The organism is Pseudoalteromonas piscicida, assembly GCF_002744175.1.
GTDB classification, from domain to species: domain Bacteria; phylum Pseudomonadota; class Gammaproteobacteria; order Enterobacterales; family Alteromonadaceae; genus Pseudoalteromonas; species Pseudoalteromonas piscicida_B.
In genome coordinates, this window is record NZ_NKHF01000086.1 from 1 (window position 1) to 18,649 (window position 18,649).

18 protein-coding genes are annotated in these 18,649 nt (G+C 43.2%); 4 read left to right on the plus strand and 14 right to left on the minus strand.

All coding sequences use genetic code 11. The features are described from left to right. Nucleotides 1–153: 153 nt before the first annotated feature. Genes ybgF through tolQ form a run of 6 tightly spaced genes read right to left on the minus strand, consistent with a single transcriptional unit; the run spans nt 154 to nt 4,918 of the window. Nucleotides 154–903 (minus strand): tol-pal system protein YbgF, encoded by a 750-nt coding sequence (ybgF, locus tag CEX98_RS17860; protein ID WP_099643370.1) that lies wholly within the window; start codon nt 901–903, stop codon nt 154–156. Nucleotides 904–915: 12 nt separating this feature from the next. Further along, the gene (gene pal, locus CEX98_RS17865) at nt 916–1,449 is read right to left on the minus strand and encodes a peptidoglycan-associated lipoprotein Pal (protein ID WP_088530310.1); all 534 of its coding nucleotides are present in this window, start codon (nt 1,447–1,449) and stop codon (nt 916–918) included. A 40-nt stretch (nt 1,450–1,489) separates the two neighbouring features. Then, on the minus strand, nt 1,490–2,848 hold the full coding sequence (gene tolB / locus CEX98_RS17870; RefSeq protein WP_099643371.1) for a Tol-Pal system beta propeller repeat protein TolB: 1,359 nt from the start codon (nt 2,846–2,848) through the stop codon (nt 1,490–1,492). A 9-nt stretch (nt 2,849–2,857) separates the two neighbouring features. Next, nucleotides 2,858–3,799 carry a cell envelope integrity protein TolA gene (gene tolA / locus CEX98_RS17875; RefSeq protein WP_099643372.1) on the minus strand — a complete coding sequence of 314 codons (942 nt, stop codon included), beginning with the start codon at nt 3,797–3,799 and terminating at the stop codon, nt 2,858–2,860. Next, the gene (gene tolR / locus CEX98_RS17880; protein WP_099643373.1) at nt 3,799–4,227 is read right to left on the minus strand and encodes a protein TolR; all 429 of its coding nucleotides are present in this window, start codon (nt 4,225–4,227) and stop codon (nt 3,799–3,801) included. Before tolR ends, tolA begins: the two co-directional genes overlap by 1 nt. Continuing rightward, entirely contained in the window at nt 4,214–4,918 is a 705-nt protein-coding gene (gene tolQ / locus CEX98_RS17885) for a protein TolQ (protein WP_099643374.1), read from the minus strand. The genes tolR and tolQ overlap by 14 nt, the downstream gene beginning before the upstream one ends. 926 nt (nt 4,919–5,844) lie before the next feature. Between tolQ and CEX98_RS17895 the strand changes: the two genes are divergently transcribed. Next, nucleotides 5,845–6,048: a hypothetical protein gene (locus CEX98_RS17895; protein ID WP_099643375.1), complete on the plus strand. Its 204-nt coding sequence runs from the start codon at nt 5,845–5,847 to the stop codon at nt 6,046–6,048. Here the strand turns inward: CEX98_RS17895 and ruvB are convergent. The 4 genes from ruvB to aspS form a co-directional block, all read right to left on the minus strand. Continuing rightward, nucleotides 6,035–7,039, minus strand: a complete 1,005-nt coding sequence (gene ruvB, locus CEX98_RS17900; RefSeq protein ID WP_099643376.1) for a Holliday junction branch migration DNA helicase RuvB — start codon at nt 7,037–7,039, stop codon at nt 6,035–6,037. The genes CEX98_RS17895 and ruvB overlap by 14 nt on opposite strands. Nucleotides 7,040–7,041: 2 nt before the next feature. Next, the gene (gene ruvA, locus CEX98_RS17905) at nt 7,042–7,659 is read right to left on the minus strand and encodes a Holliday junction branch migration protein RuvA (RefSeq protein ID WP_099643377.1); all 618 of its coding nucleotides are present in this window, start codon (nt 7,657–7,659) and stop codon (nt 7,042–7,044) included. 2 nt (nt 7,660–7,661) lie between these two features. Further along, nucleotides 7,662–8,183 (minus strand): crossover junction endodeoxyribonuclease RuvC, encoded by a 522-nt coding sequence (ruvC, locus tag CEX98_RS17910; RefSeq protein WP_099643378.1) that lies wholly within the window; start codon nt 8,181–8,183, stop codon nt 7,662–7,664. A gap of 122 nt (nt 8,184–8,305) precedes the next feature. Further along, nucleotides 8,306–10,090 carry an aspartate--tRNA ligase gene (gene aspS, locus CEX98_RS17915; RefSeq protein WP_099643379.1) on the minus strand — a complete coding sequence of 595 codons (1,785 nt, stop codon included), beginning with the start codon at nt 10,088–10,090 and terminating at the stop codon, nt 8,306–8,308. A 193-nt stretch (nt 10,091–10,283) separates the two neighbouring features. On the opposite strand from aspS, the gene CEX98_RS17920 reads away from it, so the two are divergent. Together CEX98_RS17920 and CEX98_RS17925 are read left to right on the plus strand one after the other, a co-directional pair. Further along, a complete protein-coding gene (locus CEX98_RS17920; RefSeq protein ID WP_172439796.1) occupies nt 10,284–11,132 on the plus strand; it encodes a DUF72 domain-containing protein in 849 nt (282 codons plus the stop codon). Beyond that, on the plus strand, nt 11,132–11,638 hold the full coding sequence (locus CEX98_RS17925; protein WP_099643380.1) for a M48 metallopeptidase family protein: 507 nt from the start codon (nt 11,132–11,134) through the stop codon (nt 11,636–11,638). The genes CEX98_RS17920 and CEX98_RS17925 overlap by 1 nt, the downstream gene beginning before the upstream one ends. A 281-nt stretch (nt 11,639–11,919) precedes the next feature. Here CEX98_RS17925 and CEX98_RS17930 read toward each other — a convergent pair whose 3' ends face one another. Next, a complete protein-coding gene (locus CEX98_RS17930) occupies nt 11,920–12,714 on the minus strand; it encodes a M48 family metallopeptidase (RefSeq protein WP_099643381.1) in 795 nt (264 codons plus the stop codon). A gap of 426 nt (nt 12,715–13,140) precedes the next feature. Here CEX98_RS17930 and CEX98_RS17935 point away from each other — a divergent pair, with 426 nt between their 5' ends. Then, nucleotides 13,141–14,343: a Bcr/CflA family multidrug efflux MFS transporter gene (locus CEX98_RS17935; RefSeq protein ID WP_099643382.1), complete on the plus strand. Its 1,203-nt coding sequence runs from the start codon at nt 13,141–13,143 to the stop codon at nt 14,341–14,343. 176 nt (nt 14,344–14,519) lie between these two features. Here CEX98_RS17935 and CEX98_RS17940 read toward each other — a convergent pair whose 3' ends face one another. The 3 genes from CEX98_RS17940 to ovoA form a co-directional block, all read right to left on the minus strand. Next, entirely contained in the window at nt 14,520–15,083 is a 564-nt protein-coding gene (locus tag CEX98_RS17940; RefSeq protein WP_099643383.1) for a YSC84-related protein, read from the minus strand. A gap of 108 nt (nt 15,084–15,191) precedes the next feature. After that, on the minus strand, nt 15,192–16,301 hold the full coding sequence (locus tag CEX98_RS17945; protein ID WP_099643384.1) for an aminotransferase class I/II-fold pyridoxal phosphate-dependent enzyme: 1,110 nt from the start codon (nt 16,299–16,301) through the stop codon (nt 15,192–15,194). Nucleotides 16,302–16,398: 97 nt separating this feature from the next. Then, complete coding sequence (gene ovoA, locus CEX98_RS17950; protein ID WP_099643386.1) at nt 16,399–18,504, minus strand: 5-histidylcysteine sulfoxide synthase; 2,106 nt, start codon at nt 18,502–18,504, stop codon at nt 16,399–16,401. Nucleotides 18,505–18,649: the final 145 nt, after the last annotated feature.

Sequence of the window (18,649 nt, forward strand, 5' to 3'; positions counted from 1 at the left end):
ACCCACTTAACGCAGCAGTTTTTTGTTACCAATCGCCTGCTGCGGGCGCTTATAATACTTATTTAAATTTTGAGTGCAACTGAAATAGCTAGTTTTTTTCACTTTTTATGACTAAGCGCCTAATTTTACGGCACTCCGCTCAAAAAGTGATGACTACATCTTCGCTAAACGCTCTGTTGCCAATTTTGCAGGTGTCGTACTTGGATACTCTTTAATCAATTTATTAAGGAGTGTTTTCGCCTCAGCCGCCTGTCCCTGTTTATGCATAATCGTACCGAGCTTTAACATCGCTTCGGGGCGTTTATTCGATTCAGGAAAATTATCTACTACCGTCGCAAAATGAGACTTAGCTTTAGCGTCGTCCGACTTTATTAAGAATAGCTGACCCAACCAATAATGTGCATTTGGCACATACACTGAGTTTGGATACTGTTGTAGGAAGTTTTGAAACTCAGGAATAGCAGCATCGTATCGCTTATCCTTCATGATCATATTAACGGTACGATCATAAGCTTCATTTTCTGACAGGTTACTACTGAAGGCTTGTTCCGGTGTTACGTCTGCCGTTGCAGGGGTAGACTTTGACTGGTCATATGCTTGGCTAACACGATTTTCAATTTCTTGATAAAGCTCGCGTTGACGTTGTAGTACCTTTTCTAGCTTATAACTTTGCTCTTCAGTCACACCACGTACTTGGCTTACCTCTTCTTGCAACAAATTAAGTTGCTGTTGCAACTCTGCTTGTAGCAAGTTTCTGGTTCTCATCATGCTCTCTAGTTGAGAGATGCGCTCTTCTAAGGTTTGGCTTGAACTTGCAGCTTCTGAAACAGGAGCGGGAGCAGCCCAAACTTGGGCGCTCCCGCTCATGAGAAAGAATGCTGCCAAAATAGTATTCGGCTTCATAATAACTCTTTCTTAGTACACTAATACCGCGCGACGGTTCTTAGCAAATGCTTCTTCTGTGCGAGACTTAACCATTGGCTTCTCTTCACCATAGCTCACTACAGAGATTTGGCTATCAGAAACACCTAGGCTTTGAAGGTATTTTGCAACGGCTTTACCACGGCTTTCACCTAGTGCGATGTTGTACTCTGGCGTTCCACGCTCATCAGCGTGGCCTTCTACTAGTACTTTTACGCTTGGGTTTTTCACTAGGAAATCAGCGTGTGCTTGAAGCAACTCTGCATATTTGCTTTGAATTGTAGATTTATCGAAATCGAAGTAAACGATTTGTTCTTGACGAAGCGCTTCATATTTTTCACGCAGCTTTTCTTCAGCTGACTTTTCGCGAGACATAGTATTTACGTCAACAGTATTATCTTGTGTGGTTGCCGCTTGGTTACTTTCGCTAGCCGCACCCTCATCAACACTTGAAGAAGAGCTACATGCTGCAAGTGTCATCACAGGCAACGCGACCATTAAGGCTTTTAGAGTTTTGTTAAGTTGCATCGAGTATATTCCTATATCTTTATAAATCTAACCAGCAAAATTACTGTAAAAACGGCGACCAGGCTGGTGCCTTAACCTGACCATCCAAGACAGGTAGTCTTGCCTTGAAGCGGCCATCCATCGACACCAATGCCAATACCTGCTTATTATTGTGCAAGGTGCTGTATATTATCATCGAACCATTTGGAGCAATACTCGGAGATTCATCTAACCTCGTACGAGTCAGTACTTGAAACAGCCCGGAATCTAATTCTTTTTTCGCAATATGGTAGCGGCCAAGCGTACGGTTAACCATGACCAAACGTTTGCCATCTGGTGTAATCGAACCCGCTAAATTCATGTCGCCGTCGAAAGTAACTCGCTTAGACCTACCAGTTCTTAAATTTAACTTATAAATCTGAGCATTACCACCCCTTTCAGATGTATACACAATTTCTTGGCCATTTGGATGCCAAGAAGGCTCAGTATCTATACTACGGTGACGAGTTAAGCGTGTTTCCTGCTTTGTTTTTAGGTCAATCAAATAAACTTCCGTCGCACCACCTGAGTCCTTAGAGAACACCGCAAGTAATTTAGTTCCGTCTGGAGAAAACTGTGGTGCACCATTAATCCCTGGATGGCTAGTCACCAGTTCCCGCTTTCCAGTATAAATATCTTGAATGTAAATTTGTGATTGACGGTTTTCAAACGTTACATATGCAAGCTTATTGGCATCCGGTGACCACGCTGGCGACATCAGAGGCTCTTTTGAGCGTAATAATACTTGCTCGTTGTAACCATCATAGTCAGCCACGACCAGTTGGTAAGGCTTATCCTGTCCATCACGAACGATAATGTAGGCAATTTTAGTTCTAAAAGCGCCCTTCTCACCGGTTAATGCTTCATAAACAACGTCGCTGATCTGGTGTGCATAATTTCTAAAGCCCGTGCCAGTGATAATACTTTGACGTCCTTCAAGTACATGATCATCACTTTGCATTAAACGACCGTTAGTCATGATCCGTGTTTCGCCACCGGTTAATTGTGCTCTAATCACATCAATTAATTCGTACTTCACTAAATAGCGACCGGCAGACTGTTGCGTGACCGTACCAACTACAACAGCCTCAACGCCAGCCTCAACCCATGCAGCGTAATCTATTTCCGAATCAGTCGTCGGTAGTTGCGGCATGTCAGCTTCAGCAACCGGCTTGAATTTACCACTACGCATTAAATCAGCCGAAATCACTTCACTTAAGCTAGAGGGCATCTCACCGGTGCCATTATATTTAAACGGTACAATCGCGATCGGTCTGGCGCTATCTACCCCTTCGGTGATCACAATCTCTAATGCAGCTTGTGCAAACTGTGACACTCCAAGAGTAAAAACCAGTAATAAGGTTGTGAACTTCTTTAGCATGTTCGTCCTTTATAAATTTGGTTTAATTGTTAAATTGATATTTTTAAGCTGTTCAAAAACATCTTTATCTTTAGAAACCGGCAAAGTATCAGCCATCTTCACGGCACGTATTGCAGCCTCACAGACTAGCTTATCCCCACCCAATGACTCTACGTTTGTCACCAGACCATTGAAAGCAAGGCGTATATTGACACGACACTGTTTTCCTTTCATGGTTTCATCAATAAGCAAATTGGCCTGAATACGTTGCATAATAAGCGCTTTATACTTATCGACTTCGCTCAGCACTTGCTGCTGACGAATTTTCGCTCGTGCAGCCTGCTCTCGAGCCAACTGCTCACGAAGCATTTGTTCTTCTAATGCTTTTTGACGTTGACGTTCTGCCTCTTCTGCTTTGCGCTTTTCTTCAGCCTCGCGACGTTTCCTAGCTTCTTCCGCTTTACGTAAGCGGTCTTCTTCAGCTTGACGTTGTGCAGCAGCTTTTTTCGCAGCTTCCTCGGCAGCCGCTTTCTCAGCCCTTGCTTTGTCAGCCTGTTCTCGTTGTTTTTTCTCGATTTCCCGAGCTCGTTTTGCCTGTGCTTCAGCCTGACGCTTTTCTTCAAGCTTTGCTCGACGCTCTTGCTCTAGCTTTTTGATCCTGCGCGCTTCGGCTTCACGGTCTCGCCTCGCTTGCTGGGCTCGCTGCTCTAACTCTCGAATACGACGATCTTCGGCTGCTTTTTTGTCCGCTTCACGTTTCTTTAGATCGGCAATCTTTTTTTCAACCGCTTGCTGATCAACAGAAACCGCAGAAACCACTCGCTCAGGCTTTTGTTCGTCTTGTTGAGGATTTAATGTCACTTCCATGACGCTTGGCTTATCAATTTGGAAATTTGCTGTGGCGAATAACAGACCACCAATCGCACCATGCAGCAATACCGACTTAACCACACTGCTAGATAATGAACTCATTACTCATCCTCAAATGATTTAGTCATCAGGCCAACAGAAGGAACACCCGCTTTTTTCAAAAAGTCCATCAAATAAAGCACTTCCTGATAAGACACTTTGCCAGAGCCTTTAATCATCACCGGCGTATCTGGATTTTGTTCAAGCTTTAATTTTATCACTGCTGCTACTTCAACCGCATCCATTGGTGCTTCAGGGTCCGTACCAACGGTCACAAAGTAGCGTCCTTCGGCATCAATGGTGGCAATAATCGGGGGCGAGTCTTTGGTTTCTACTAATTCAGACTCCTCCATCTGCGGGAGGTCTACTTTTACGCCGTGCTGAATAAGCGGTGCAGTTGCCATAAAGATAATCAACAGCACCAGCATTACATCAATGTAGGGAACGACGTTTATTTCCGCGACCGGACGACGTTTCTTACGCTGATACATTTTGTTTTGCCTCTACTTGAGCTGCGGCTTGACGATAAAGGATATTGGCGAACTCTTCCATAAAGTTGACGTATTGATTTTCTAGCTTTTCAACATTCTTAGCAAAGCGGTTATAGGCCATAACCGCAGGGATTGCAGCAAATAGGCCCATCGCTGTTGCGATCAAAGCTTCTGCAATACCAGGGGCAACCATTTGTAACGTTGCTTGCTTTACCTCACCGAGCGCGATAAAGGCGTTCATAATCCCCCAGACCGTACCGAAGAGACCAATGTAAGGGCTAATAGAACCCACTGTTGCCAAAAAAGAAAGGCTTGATTCTAGTTTTTCAATCTCACGGGACAAGGCTACTCGCATCGAGCGGTGCGTTCCCTCCACGACTAAAGAGGGCGATTGAATATTACCTTTTTTATGTTTAGCAAATTCTTTAAACCCGGATACAAACAAGGCTTCAAGCCCCGATGCACTACCTGTTCTTGCCGCGATTTCATTATATAGTTTACTTAGATCCATACCGGACCAAAATTTTTGTTCGAAACTCTTAGATTGGCTTTGGGCTTGAGAGATAATCGTTTTGCGTTGAAAAATAATTGCCCAAGAAGCAATAGACAATCCAACCAGGGTCAACATCACGAGTTGCACCAAAAAGCTGGCCTTTAAAATTAAGTCGACAAAATTTAGTCCCGATTCCACGTTATTATACTCCCAAAAGTGTTTCGGCAATGGTAGCCATTTATATTATTGAGCTCAGTAAAGCGATATCTAGTGATAGACTAGATTTGCTACCAAAAGGTTCAGCTAGTTTAACCACACTATAAATACCTTACAATCTCAATACTGCGAATTCATTGTATTTGACGATAAATAGAGCAAATCATTTATATAAGACCGCTTGTAATCAAATCTATAGCAATTTCCCCCAGCATAACTTAAGGCCCTAAATATGACCCAAAACTGCATAAAACAGCGGTTTTATGCATAAATATAGAATAAAACCCCACAAACAGGATTGGTCATACCAATTAACAACAAATTATCTAATATTTACAAATCGAACAATAAAAAGACAAAGCCATAAATTACAATAAGTTATAATCAAGCCACTTTCCTTAACCGCTCATATTTCGAGCCAATCTAAAAGCGCTGGTATTAGTTTTTTTTATCTGAAAAAAGAATTTTTCTAGTTTGATGAAAACTCAAAACCACTTTAATATACACCCTGTACTGAGCGAGCAGCTGAAGTTTCAGCAAAGCACAGTTACTTGCAATAGGATTCTGATTTTTCGTATTGCTAAGATGAAACGCTTTGTGGATAAAACCCAAAGTCACTCATCTGTTCCCTGGATTACTTCCTTCAACTTGTTGTTTTGCCCGCATTATTATGCGGGCTTTTTTTTGCCTTAAATTTAAGCCTCAACGTGTTTGCGCTCAACCCTATCTTATTTGACCCAGTTTCTTTATCTAAGTAATTTGCTATGACTCAAACAACGAGTACTCATATAAACAAATAAAGGCAAGCCACAAATGCAATATCATTAGTGTTCTATATATGAGGCGATAAAACCTTACCAGTACACACTCTGCTCACACTAAGTTACACTGACAGTAATGAATCTTGCTTGAATTGGGTTGATACAAAATATCGGATTTACACCAACCCCACTGTCCATGCCGTGGATAGGTATAAAAATGAAATAGCCGAGCAATACTCGGCTATAGAGGATGATGAAGAAATAAATATAATGTCGGTGTATTTACCACTGACAGAAAAGGACAGCTTACAGAACGACTGGTTATTCCAAACTCAGCTTATTCTGACTTAGCCAAATCAAAATGCAGGTAGGCTTTGTCTGAAACAATACGTCCTCTAGGGGTGCGTTGAATAAAGCCTTGCTGGATCAAAAATGGTTCAATCACATCTTCAATGGTTTCTTTTTCTTCCCCAATTGCTGCAGCTAGGTTATCCAAACCCACAGGTCCGCCAGTAAACTTTTCAATAATTGCCAACAGATATTTACGATCCATGTAGTCAAAACCACATTTATCTACATCGACCATATCCAGCGCTAAGTGCGCAATCTCTTCAGTGATGGAGCCATCGCCCTTCACTTCAGCAAAGTCTCTTACTCTACGCAATAAACGGTTCGCGATCCGTGGTGTGCCGCGCGCGCGACGCGCTACTTCAGTTGCACCCGACTCGGTGATCTCTAAATTTAAATGATACGCTGAGCGAGTCACAATCGAAGACAGATCTGCGACCGAGTAAAATTCCAGACGCTGCACAATACCAAATCTATCTCTTAATGGAGATGTCAATGAACCTGCACGTGTTGTTGCGCCCACTAAGGTAAAAGGTGGTAAATCCAGCTTAATTGAGCGTGCAGCCGGACCTTCACCTATCATGATATCAAGCTGATAATCTTCCATCGCTGGATAGAGGATCTCTTCTACTTGCGGGCTTAAACGATGTATTTCATCAATAAATAATACATCACCCTCTTCAAGATTAGTGAGCAGAGCGGCAAGGTCGCCTGCCTTCTCAAGGACTGGACCCGAGGTGGTTTTAATATTTACCTCAAGCTCATTAGCAACAATATTGGCGAGTGTGGTTTTACCTAACCCTGGCGGGCCAAATATCAATAAGTGATCTAAGGCTTCTTGTCTTGAACGCGCCGCCGCAATGAAGATTTCCATTTGCTTTTTAACATGCGGCTGACCAGTATAATCGTTTAGTAGTTTAGGTCTGATAGCCCTATCGACTAAATCCTCATTACCTTGGATCTCAGGTTCAATTAATCTATCTGCTTCAATCATAGTTACATCATCGATTTCAGAGCATCTTTAATAATACTCTCGGTCGTCATGCCTTCTTTATTTACGGCTTTTACCGCCTTTTGTGCTTGAACTTGTTTATACCCTAATGCCATTAAGGCCGCAATTGCTTCGTCTGCTGGCGTATCACTAACTGTAGGATTGTCTTGCGGTGCAAGCACGGCAGCATCGCTAAATGGTGTCAGTAAATCATTACCAAAGTCTTTTAACTTGTCTTTCATTTCAAGTACTAAACGTTCAGCAGTCTTCTTGCCAACTCCAGGGATTTTTACCAAAGTGGTCGCATCACCATGATTAACACAACTGACAAACTGCTCGGCAGACATGCCCGACAAAATCGCAAGCCCAAGTTTTGGCCCTACGCCATTTGCTTTGATTAGAGTTCTAAAAAGCGCCCGTGCGATCTTAGTATTAAAACCAAATAGCAACTGTGCATCTTCACGGACCACAAAATGTGTGAACACCGAAACGGAGTCTCCGACATTCGGTAATTCATAAAAGCAGGTCATTGGCATTTGTACTTCGTAACCGACACCTGCAACGTCAATTAATATCTCTGGAGGCTGTTTTTCTAACAGTGTACCGCTTAACTTTCCAATCATAGTTATCTTAACCTTCCTCTTACTGTTTTACGTGCAGCTCCGGCCATTTTTATTAGGTTTTGCCTTGAGTGCGCATGACAAATCGCTACCGCTAGTGCATCAGCGGCATCGGCTTGCGGTGTGCCTGGTAATTTTAGGATGCGTTTAACCATCTCTTGCACTTGATTTTTATCTGCCCCGCCGGTGCCTGCAACGGCTTGTTTAATTTGCCTTGCGGAGTACTCGCTAACGCTCACCGATTGCATGGTCGCAGCCACAATCGCCGCTCCACGAGCCTGACCGAGTTTTAAGGCTGAGCTAGGGTTATGTGCGACAAACACTTGCTCAATGGCAAAATCACTCGGCGAAAACTGCTCTATAAGCTGGGTGATCCCTTGATAGATCATTTTTAATCGAGTGGGAAAGTCGTGCTCTCCAACTTTAATGCAGCCGCTTCCCAAATACTGGAACTTTGCACCTTGGTGAGCAATCACACCATATCCAGTAAATCGAGAACCCGGATCAATTCCTAAAATGACAGCCAAATGCTTTGTCTCTTGGTTTTTTAGTTATAATGCCAAAATACTGTATAGATTACCAGTTATAAGCTAGTACATAAGATCAAAAAAGGCGACCTAAGTCGCCTCTTTATTTTCTTACTGTGAAGCTATTCGCCTTCACCTTGCTCAGCCAGTTGCTTTTCAACTGAAATAGCGAGCTCTTTCAGTGCATCAGGATTCGCAGGGCTTGGAGCATCTGTCATCAAACATGATGCTTGCGTTGTTTTCGGGAATGCAATAACGTCACGGATGTTGTCTGTGCCACACAGTAGCATGACAAGACGATCAAGACCAAACGCAAGACCAGCATGTGGCGGCGTACCGTATTTTAGTGCGTCTAATAAGAAGCCAAACTTCTCTTGCTGTTCAGCTTCTTCAATACCTAAAATTCTAAATGCCGCTTGTTGCATTTCATTGTTGTGAATACGAACCGAGCCGCCGCCCACTTCATAGCCGTTTAGAACCATGTCATATGCATCTGATAGCGTATCTGCTGGGTTTGCCTCGAGCTCGGCTGCACTTACCCCTTTAGGTGCAGTAAACGGATGGTGCACTGCATGTAAGTTACCTTCATCGTCTTCTTCAAACATTGGGAAGTCAACAACCCAAAGTGGAGCCCACTTTGATAAGTCTGTAATTTCTAGATCAAGACCAATCTTCAGACGTAGCGCACCCATCGCTTCGTTTACTGTATTACGCTTGTCAGCACCGAATAAAATGATGTCACCTGTGTTTGCGCCAGTGCGCTCAAGTAACGCATTGATCACATCTTCACTGAGGAATTTAGCAATAGGTGATTGCACACCTTCAATGCCCGCTTCACGATCATTTACCTTCATCCACGCCAAGCCTTTAGCACCATAAATGCCTACAAATTTGGTGTACTCATCAATTTGCTTACGAGAAAGTTTTGCACCGCCTGGTACTGATAGCACAGCTACGCGACCTTTTTCGTCATTTGCAGGGCCACTTAGTACTTTAAACTCAACGTCTTTTACAATGTCAGCAACGTCGATCAGTTCAAGTGGATTACGTAAATCTGGTTTATCTGAACCATATTTACTCATCGCTTCGCTGTAAGGCATCACTGGGAACTCGCCTAGGTCAACGTCTAGGAAAGACTGCCACATTTCGCGGATCATCTTTTCTGTTACGCCACGGACTTGATCTGAGCTCATGAATGAAGTTTCAATATCGATCTGAGTAAATTCTGGCTGGCGGTCAGCACGCAAATCTTCGTCACGGAAACACTTCACAATTTGATAGTAACGGTCAAAACCAGACATCATCAACAGCTGTTTGAATAGCTGAGGTGACTGAGGCAACGCATAAAAGCTGCCTTTATGCACACGGCTTGGCACTAAATAGTCACGTGCGCCTTCTGGCGTTGCTTTAGTAAGTACCGGAGTTTCAATATCTAAAAACTCGTTTTCATCTAAGAAGCGACGAACAAAACTACTCGCTTTTGCACGCATTTTAATACGGTCGCTCATTTCAAGACGACGCAGGTCTAAGTAGCGATACTTAAGACGACGCTCTTCCGAGTTTTGCTGGTTGAAATCAAGCGGTAAAGGCTCTGAACGGTTAATAATTGTCAAATCCGTGCCTAAAATTTCAACTTCACCTGTGGCCATGTCTTTATTTACTTGGCTTTCAGGACGCGCACGGACAACACCTTTGATCTGAACACAGAACTCTTGGCGCAACGCATTCGCTTTATCCATTAAGCCTTCCACTTCTGGATCGAACACAACTTGCACAAGTCCTTCTCTGTCTCTTAAATCGACAAAGATTAGGCCGCCAAGGTCACGACGTTTATTGATCCAACCACATAGTTCAACTTCCTGATCTACATGGCTCTTGTTTAGTTTTCCGCAGTATATAGAGCGCATAAAATTCCTGTCAGTCCAGTTTGCTCTTACGACTAATCATTTCTCACCACACAATATGAATTCACACTATTGGTAAGCCAGTCGCTAAGACTCGTTTTCAATAACCGCCAATTATATAAAAATACGCTGCATTGTCATCCTCAATCTAAGATCTGATACACTATTCGCACATTTAATTGGTATTTTATTTGATATGTTGTATTTGGGTTGTCCGCAATGGAGCAGCACACATTGGAAAGGTCGCGTTTTTAGTACTCACTGCAATGCCACCAATATGCTCAAAGAGTATGGTCAAGTTTTCAATAGTGTTGAAGGCAATACCACATTTTATGCTGATCCCAATCCGCAAACAGTTCTAAAGTGGCGTGATCAAGTACCTGATGATTTTCGCTTTACGTTTAAAATCCCAAAGCGATTTAGTCACGAAATGGCACTTAGCCACTGCCAAGACGAATTACTTGCTTGGTGTAAAACAATGGCGCCATTATTTCCTAAAATTGGTGTGTTAATGCTACAACTGCCTGCGCAGTTTGCACCGCAGCACTTAGCCAAAATGCAACAGTTTTTATCTTGGTTACCACAAGAGCTCACTTTGGGTGTTGAAGTCAGACACGGGGACTTTTATCGCAAAGGCGAGGCTGAGCGCCGTTACAATCAATATTTAATCAAAAATAATTACAATCGTATTGTAATGGACACTCGAGCACTGTTTAGCGAACCCGCAAGCACGCCAGCAATAGTAGATGCGCAGCAAAAAAAGCCACGATTACCTGTGCACGCCATCGCCACAGGAAATAGTCCAGTTCTGCGCTTTGTTGGTTGCTCCGCACTTGAGTCTAATCGAGACTTTTATCAACCTTGGTTAACTAAACTCAAACAATGGCTCAACGAGGGAAAATCCCCTTATATGTTTTTCCATACTGCGGATAATTTTGATGCGCCATTTTTAGCACGACAATTCATTGCTGATTTAAATATACAGCACCAAATCAATAACCCATTCCCTGCGGAAAAAGAAGCAAAGCAAGAGGCGCTGTTTTAATGGCACATCCCTATTTTTTACACTATTCTGAGCAAGTCCAAGCGCAAGTAACTCAGTTAATCGAAAACAAGCAACTAAGCACCTTTTTTAAAAACCGCTACCCAGAGCCACATCAAATAAAAAATGACAAGTTGCTTTACCAATATGTGGAAGGGCTGAGACAACAGTATTTAAGAAACACGCCACGGGTATCTCAAGCCAAGTTTGAGAAGCGCCACAATATGGTAGTAAATGCGTTAGGGACGCATACGTTTAAAACTACACGGCATGGCCAAAAACAAAAAACATCTCACCAAATACACATAGCCGCACAGCTAAAACACGCCCCTGAGGCAGTGCTGCGAGCGTTGGTTGTCCACGAATTAGCACACTTTAAAGAGAAAGAGCACAACAAAGCATTTTACAAGCTTTGCCTACATATGGAGCCGCACTACCATCAACTTGAGCTCGAATTGCGCTTGTTTATGTTGATGTGTGAGACACAAGGCAATGCTATTTACATTTAAATTAACCTGAACTCGGAATAAGAAGTTAAAAATACCTAAGCTCAAAAACGTAATCCCACTCTAGCCAGAAGTGATTTCTTTATACAAGACAAATTTGTGCGTCAATAGCTGGCCTATTGAAAGCAAATTTAACGCAGTAGTAAGGGATAACAGCTGCTAGAGAACAAGTTGTTATCCCGAGTTCAGGTTATTTGGTCGCTATAAATGAGCAACTTTTAACGACGCTAATATGCGATTTCACCCTTCACATTGATTAGTGAATTAATTCAATTAGTATTCTACTATTTACAGCTTGGCGTAAATCCACCAGCGCGGGCTTTATTGGCTGTTGCTTTGGCTGTGGTCATATTTGCTTGAAGCTGCTTAATGCGGTTTTCAGGTGCTGGGTGCGTAGACATAAACTCCGGTGGGCGTTGCTCACTCATTTTTGCCATGTTTTGCCAAAGCGCCACAGAACCTTCAGGGTTGAAGCCTGCTTTTGCCATCAAATCTAAACCTATCACATCCGCTTCACTTTCGTGCGAGCGACTAAATGGCAAGGCTACACCATATTGCGCGCCCAGCCCTAAGCCTTGCATAATTGCATTTCGATACTCAACGTTATTCATTTCAAGCACAGCCGCGCCAGCTTGTAGCCCTAATTGCAAAATGCTATTTTGCGACACTCGTTCATTGGCATGCTCTGCAATAACATGGCCCACTTCATGTCCCATTACAGCCGCTAGCTGGTCTTGGTTTTCTGCCACTTTTAAAATACCTGTATGCACACCGATTTTGCCACCAGGCAATGCAAAGGCATTTGCAGAGTCATCTTCAAATACCACCACTTCCCATTGTTGGTTTGCATAATGAGTAGGGAGTTGTGCTATTAGCGCATTTGCAATACACTTCACATAGCGATTGGTTTTTGCATTGGCGTCAACTTTTTGCTCTTGCTTCATCTGCTCAAAGCTTGCAACACCCATTTGATCCATCTGCTGTTCTGAGTAAAGTGCTAGCTGAGTACGTCCGGTAGGCGATGTTTTACAGCCAACAAGTGTTGCCGCAACAGCGATCGCGAGAACCAGTTTTTTCATAACTTGTTCCTTTTCTTATTTTACAACTTAAGTTTCTCTAAGTTTACCGCAATTTCGTCACTTAATGAGACTAACTTAGTACAATATAAAAAATTTTTCATGAACTTCTGCTTATCAGATCCAGAACGCCGTTTTTGGTGCGCTACAATAGAGAGCCGTACCAATTTACTTAATTGATCTGAGCTTCGGATAATTAATGTATTTCTAGCAGCCAGTTTTGGGGATAACTTCGCACCCACGCCCTGCTCTCGCTAAAGTACCTACATCCTGTAGGCATGGCGAATTTACGCAGTTAGTGACAAGTTTACTTCCTTAGATTGCTCAGCTATTAAATCGAAACGGTATCGCTTTTCGGCCTCTTTAGAGGACAGTTCTGATTGCTATACATATTTTTTCTAACCATAGATAAGGTAACGATATCAACATATGAAGTCATCAACACTCCCTGCAATCCTATTGCCTCTACTGGCTAGTATTGTTGCGATCACCCCGCTGGCCATTGACCTTTATCTTCCTGCTATGCTTGCCATTGCAGAGAGTTTAAATAGTCCTCTTGAACAGGTGCAGGTTTCTCTTAGTAGCTATTTGGCAGGTTATGCTGTCGGTATGATGGTATTTGGACCCTTAGCCGACAAGTTTTCAAGGCATACTTTAGCCATCTGGGGGTTAGTTGGGTTTACTGCCGCTTCCATCGGATTAGCGCTGACGAATGATATCGACTTATTCTGTTTTTTGCGGGTCGTACAAGCATTTTGTGGCGCGGCTGCGACCGTTGTGGTGCCTGGTGTTATTCGTTATTACTACAAAGAACACACCGCAAAGGGCATGTCCTATGTTTCGATGATCATGATGATTGCACCACTTATCGCACCATCTTTAGGCGCCCTAATCTTGTTATACTTTGATTGGCATGCCATTTTTTGGTTTTTATCGGTTTATGCCATACTCGTGATTGTTGCCTTGCAGTTTTTTAGTATTGCAATACCAACTAAAGCGGATGTCCCTCTTAGCCTATCTTTCTTCTTGCGGAATTACCGGATAGTTTTAACCGAGAAGAGAGCACGCTACGACATCTTGTCTTCTATGTTGGCGTCATTCGCGTTCTTCTGCTTTTTAACTTCAGTGTCGTTCATTTACCTTGAATACTATGAAGTGTCTGAACAACTATTTGGTGTGCTGTTTGCAATGAATGTAATTGCACTTATGCTCGGCAACTTTGCCAACACTCGTATCGTGCCCAGGCTGGGGTCAAGGCGAATGCTCAATATCGGCCTGACAATTGGAGTAGTTTTTGCGACGCTCTTGGTCATTCTCAGTAGCCAGTCAGTCTCGGTATGGGTACTTGCATCAGCCATCGCACCGTTAATGATGAGCTTGGGGATCATTGCCAGTAACGCAGATGCCTTAATTTTACTTAGCTTTGAACACCAAACTGGTACAGCAACAGCAGTGATCGGCACGCTCAGGTTTGGCAGCGGCGCGTTAGTAGGCCCTTTGCTTGCACTGGCAGTCCCCGAATCACCACTGCCATTCTCCAGCTTTATGTTTGCGGCTATCGTGTTAACCATCATTTGCCAGTTACTCAATAGAAGGTTCGAAAAAAGCCTTAATACCAAATGTATTAAGTAAATGAGCTATTTGAAGCGGAGGAATGGCTCTAGTCGCTAGGCAAAAATTACCTAGCCTCAAATAGACCACTTAATTAAGCGAATTGGTATCAATTTCGAGCAGTCATTAACACCTAAAATTAAAAAGCCCCGTCATTTTATATGCGGGGCTTTTGTGTATGTCTAAAATCAATTGCTTTAATTTAGCTCTTTGTCTTTCCAGAACTTAGTGCCTTTTACCGTAGCCTGCAAAGCCAAACCACTTTCAGTAAAGGTGTACACAGTCACATCACCATAATAGGCTTCACCTTCTACCGATGCGCCTTTTTTTGCAGCTTTGGCTGCAGCATCAGCATTACCACCAAAAGTCCATCCAGAAGTAACAAATTTATTCATTGCTTCAGCAGTGTGGAACACCATCACAATGCGATAATCCTTAACACCAATTCCAAGGCCGACGCCACCTTCCGCCATATTCATATAAGTATTACTGCCAGCGGTATTATCGTGCACAACACCATAACCTGTGCCTGCTGAAACAAATAATAGATTAACATTGGCATTTGAGAAAACAGCATAACCCGGCGCGGCTGCAATTTGTGAACGTGTGTCAGGTTTTTTGCTATAGAGCTGGGTCAATACTTCGCTTTTCATATCTAAGATTGCCCGTTGCTTTTGTACTTTATCGCCATCGCCCATTGACGCACATGCACTAAGCATCACGGCTATACAACCTGCCAGTATATGTTTAACGTTGATCATTGCTTTTCCTTTCCTGCATTAATTTTGAATTACCTCTACTATCATAGCTGCAAAATTTGAATGCTGGATTAATTCAGTGATCGGATAATCAGATATCTCAAACTCAGGTTACTTTAGGTATGACTCAAGGCGCGTTAATCCCTCGATAAAGTTTTGTTTGCCAGTACCTAAGCGGAAGTGGCATTGACTGTCCATGACAAACAGTTTTGCAGGGAGCAACAGCGTGTGTGAGGCGATGGCAAATTGCCTCGACCAGTATTCAGGATCCGTGACTGAATGAATTTTCAATAGCGAAAGCACACCACCTTGAGGCGCCACCCAGCTCACTTTATGAGAATATTGACCCACAAATTCATGCATTGCTTTTTCATTACGCGCTATTATTTTGGCGTTTTCTTTGAGTATGGTTTCACTATGCATTAATGCCGCTGTAGCTAGTGCATCGTCTACCTTACTACCACAGATGCTGAGATAGCTCTTACCGGCCAAGAGTAAGTCTGCTAAGGCTTTGGCGCCGCAAATGGCCCATCCAACTCGGAGACCAGGTAATCCTAAGCTTTTAGACAATACGCCTAAGGTAATCGACTTTGCATAATCAACAAAGCGACCACTATCCACACGTGCATCCGCGGCACTTTGAGCCGATACCTCATCGCTTAAGATATACGCATCACATTCTTGTGCTAGTAATTTTATTTGCTCAACCTCAGTATCAGTTAACTTAGCGCCTGTTGGATTATGAGGCGCGTTAACAATGATCAACTTGGTTTTTGCACTCGCCTCACTTTTGAGTTTCTCAACATCAAACTGCCATTGACTGTCTGCTTGTAACGGAATAGTTTTCACCACAGCGCCAAATTGGTGAGGTAATTTGGCAAGCGACGGATAGCTTGGCGTAAATACTAGAACTTCGTCCTGTGGTTGAAGCAGCTGCGCCATCAAAGCAAAAATTGCCTCTTGGGCACCGCTAAATGTGACTATCTGGTCGAGACCCAAAGCGGTCTGGGGCTGCAGATGATATGCTTTGACCGCCGCTCGGAGCATTTCGCTACCTGCCATGGGATTATAACTAAGCTCGCTCTCTAGCCAAGTATCATCGGCCAGCGCCATAAGCCGTGCAAGAGAGATACCCTGAGCACAGGAATCACTCAAGTTGATATCAACCTGCGCTGTAATACTTTGGCCAAACTTGATGTGATCGGGTAATTCTAATTCCATGATTAAACCTAAAAAAACAACATACCAGCGCGACGGCTGGTATGTTTAATCAAACAACTTTGTTACTTTTACTGAGCTTAAACTTAACCCAGTCCAATTATTTAAGACGCCATAAGGTCAATTGACAGCGCTCTAGCTCAACCTTTCTGGCATTTTTTGCAGTCGCAGACATCACCTCGTCTTCCGCCAGCAGCTCAAAGTCTCGGCCTAATAGGATCTCTAACCCATCACGACCGGTAACATTTTCACCACTGACCTTGTAACCACCGAGCCAATTTTCAGTCTGAGTAAGTGACTTATCCCACTGATAGGCAGAACTAATAGCCAGCACACCACCGACGTTTAAGCGGGACTTAATTTGATTTAAAAAGGTTTTAGGTGAGTAAAGATATTCCACCACGCGATGACACAAAATCAAATCGTAATCCGCAAATTGCGGCTTAAGATTATGCCCATCTCCCTGGCAAAAATGAATACGCTCGCTCAGTTCACTAAATCCTAGCTGGTTAGTTGATACTTCATGGAAATCAACAATTTCACCCTCAATTTCAGTGGCAAAGCGTACTGGATTCCCTTCTTTTAATGCTAATGCGTGTTGAATATTACGAGCGGTAAAATCGATGCCATCCACTTGATTGAAATGCTTGGCCAATTCGAAGCTCGCGCGACCAACCGAACAGCCTAAATCTAGAGCTTTATTGGTTGGGCCTTGATAATGTTGCATTAAATGAGATACAACACTTTGCAACGGGTTATCAAAATTCATCACCGTGCTACCGTAGTGCGTCTTTAAGTCATTGGCAACGTCAGTGTCCATTTCACACAGATTCACTTTTTGCACTGGTACATCAGGACTCTCGCTTTCGATATATCTAAACCCAGCATGCTGGAAAAAGTGGCGTCTAAACGCATAGCGTGAATCGCGTACCGCTTCATTACCCGTTGAAATCCACGAACCGCCTTTAATCAAGTTATGTTTGCCATCAAAGGTTGGGGTCGAAAAGTCATCGTACAAAGGGTGTACCTTAAAGCCGGTGTAGGCATCGATTGGACTTTCTGTCCACTGCCAAACATTACCGATAATATCGAATAGTCCTTCCGTTTCAAACCGGTTAACCGGACAACTTGAAGCGCTGACCTCAAGGTTGATGTTCCCAGGCGCTTCAGCCCAAGTTGTCAGATCGGTGTCTAACTTGTTGCGCAACACCTGCCATTCTGCTTCCGTTGGTAGACGTATGTAACCTTCGCTTTGCGCTGACTTCCAGTTACAAAAAGCTTTCGCTTCAAGGTAATTAACCTCTGCTGGCCAGTTTAACGGTAACGGGATTTCCTCTGCTAAATTACGCTGCCAGTAACTTCCCGCTTTTTTTAGCCAAAAGCGCGGCATGGTTGATTTTGTTGACGCTAACCACGCTTTTCCTTCATCGGTCCAATAATCCGGGTTGTTATATCCGCCCGCTTCTACGAAAGTTAAAAACTCTTGGTTTGAAACAAGATACTTACTTGCCTTGAATGGCGCCACACTGACATCTTGTGTGCCATATTCGTTATCCCATCCATAAGTTTGATTCGACTCAGGCTTGCCAAGACGAATATCACCTCCGTTTACCCAGAGTAAGCTATTTTCAGGCGCATCACCGTATTCATCACACGCATGCCAACCCGATTGCAAAGTCAGATCCGTTAATGGCAACATACGAATGATCACAGAAGAAGTTTCTAGGTGAATACGTTCATGTTCAATCCCCATCAAGATCACCCATGCAAGGCTATCTTGAGTGATTGGTAACGTGATATCCATAGAATCTATCAGTGAATTGATCAGGGTATTGACCTGCTGACGGTATGCTCGTACTTGCTCTACGCTCGGCCAATCATAGTTGTTGCTATCTAAGTCATCCCAAGACATTTCGTCTACACCAACCGCACAGGTCGATTCAATATGCGGGTTAATTCGCTGATCGATATATTTTCCTAACATCAATTTGTTAATGTAGAAGCAAGCCGTGTGACCAAAATAAAAAATAAGGGGATGTCTTAATCGTTCAGCCTTTACAAAAAAAGCGTCGTCATTGTTTATGTTGCTAAATAAAGATTCGTATTGTTGCCAGCTATTATTAAAGTACGCTTTGATTTCAGCGCGCTTCTTAGCCACATCATCACCTGAAAGCCAGATTGGCTTTAATGTATTTGGTCTTTCCATAAAATAATCTTCTTTAAACTTGCTACTCAGGTACATGCAACAGCAATGCATGCAGCTTTTACTCTTTTGTCGATAACCCATCGGCGCGTAAAGCGCCTCATACCCCTAAACTCCGCAGTAGGAGCGAGTTTACCTCGCGATATTC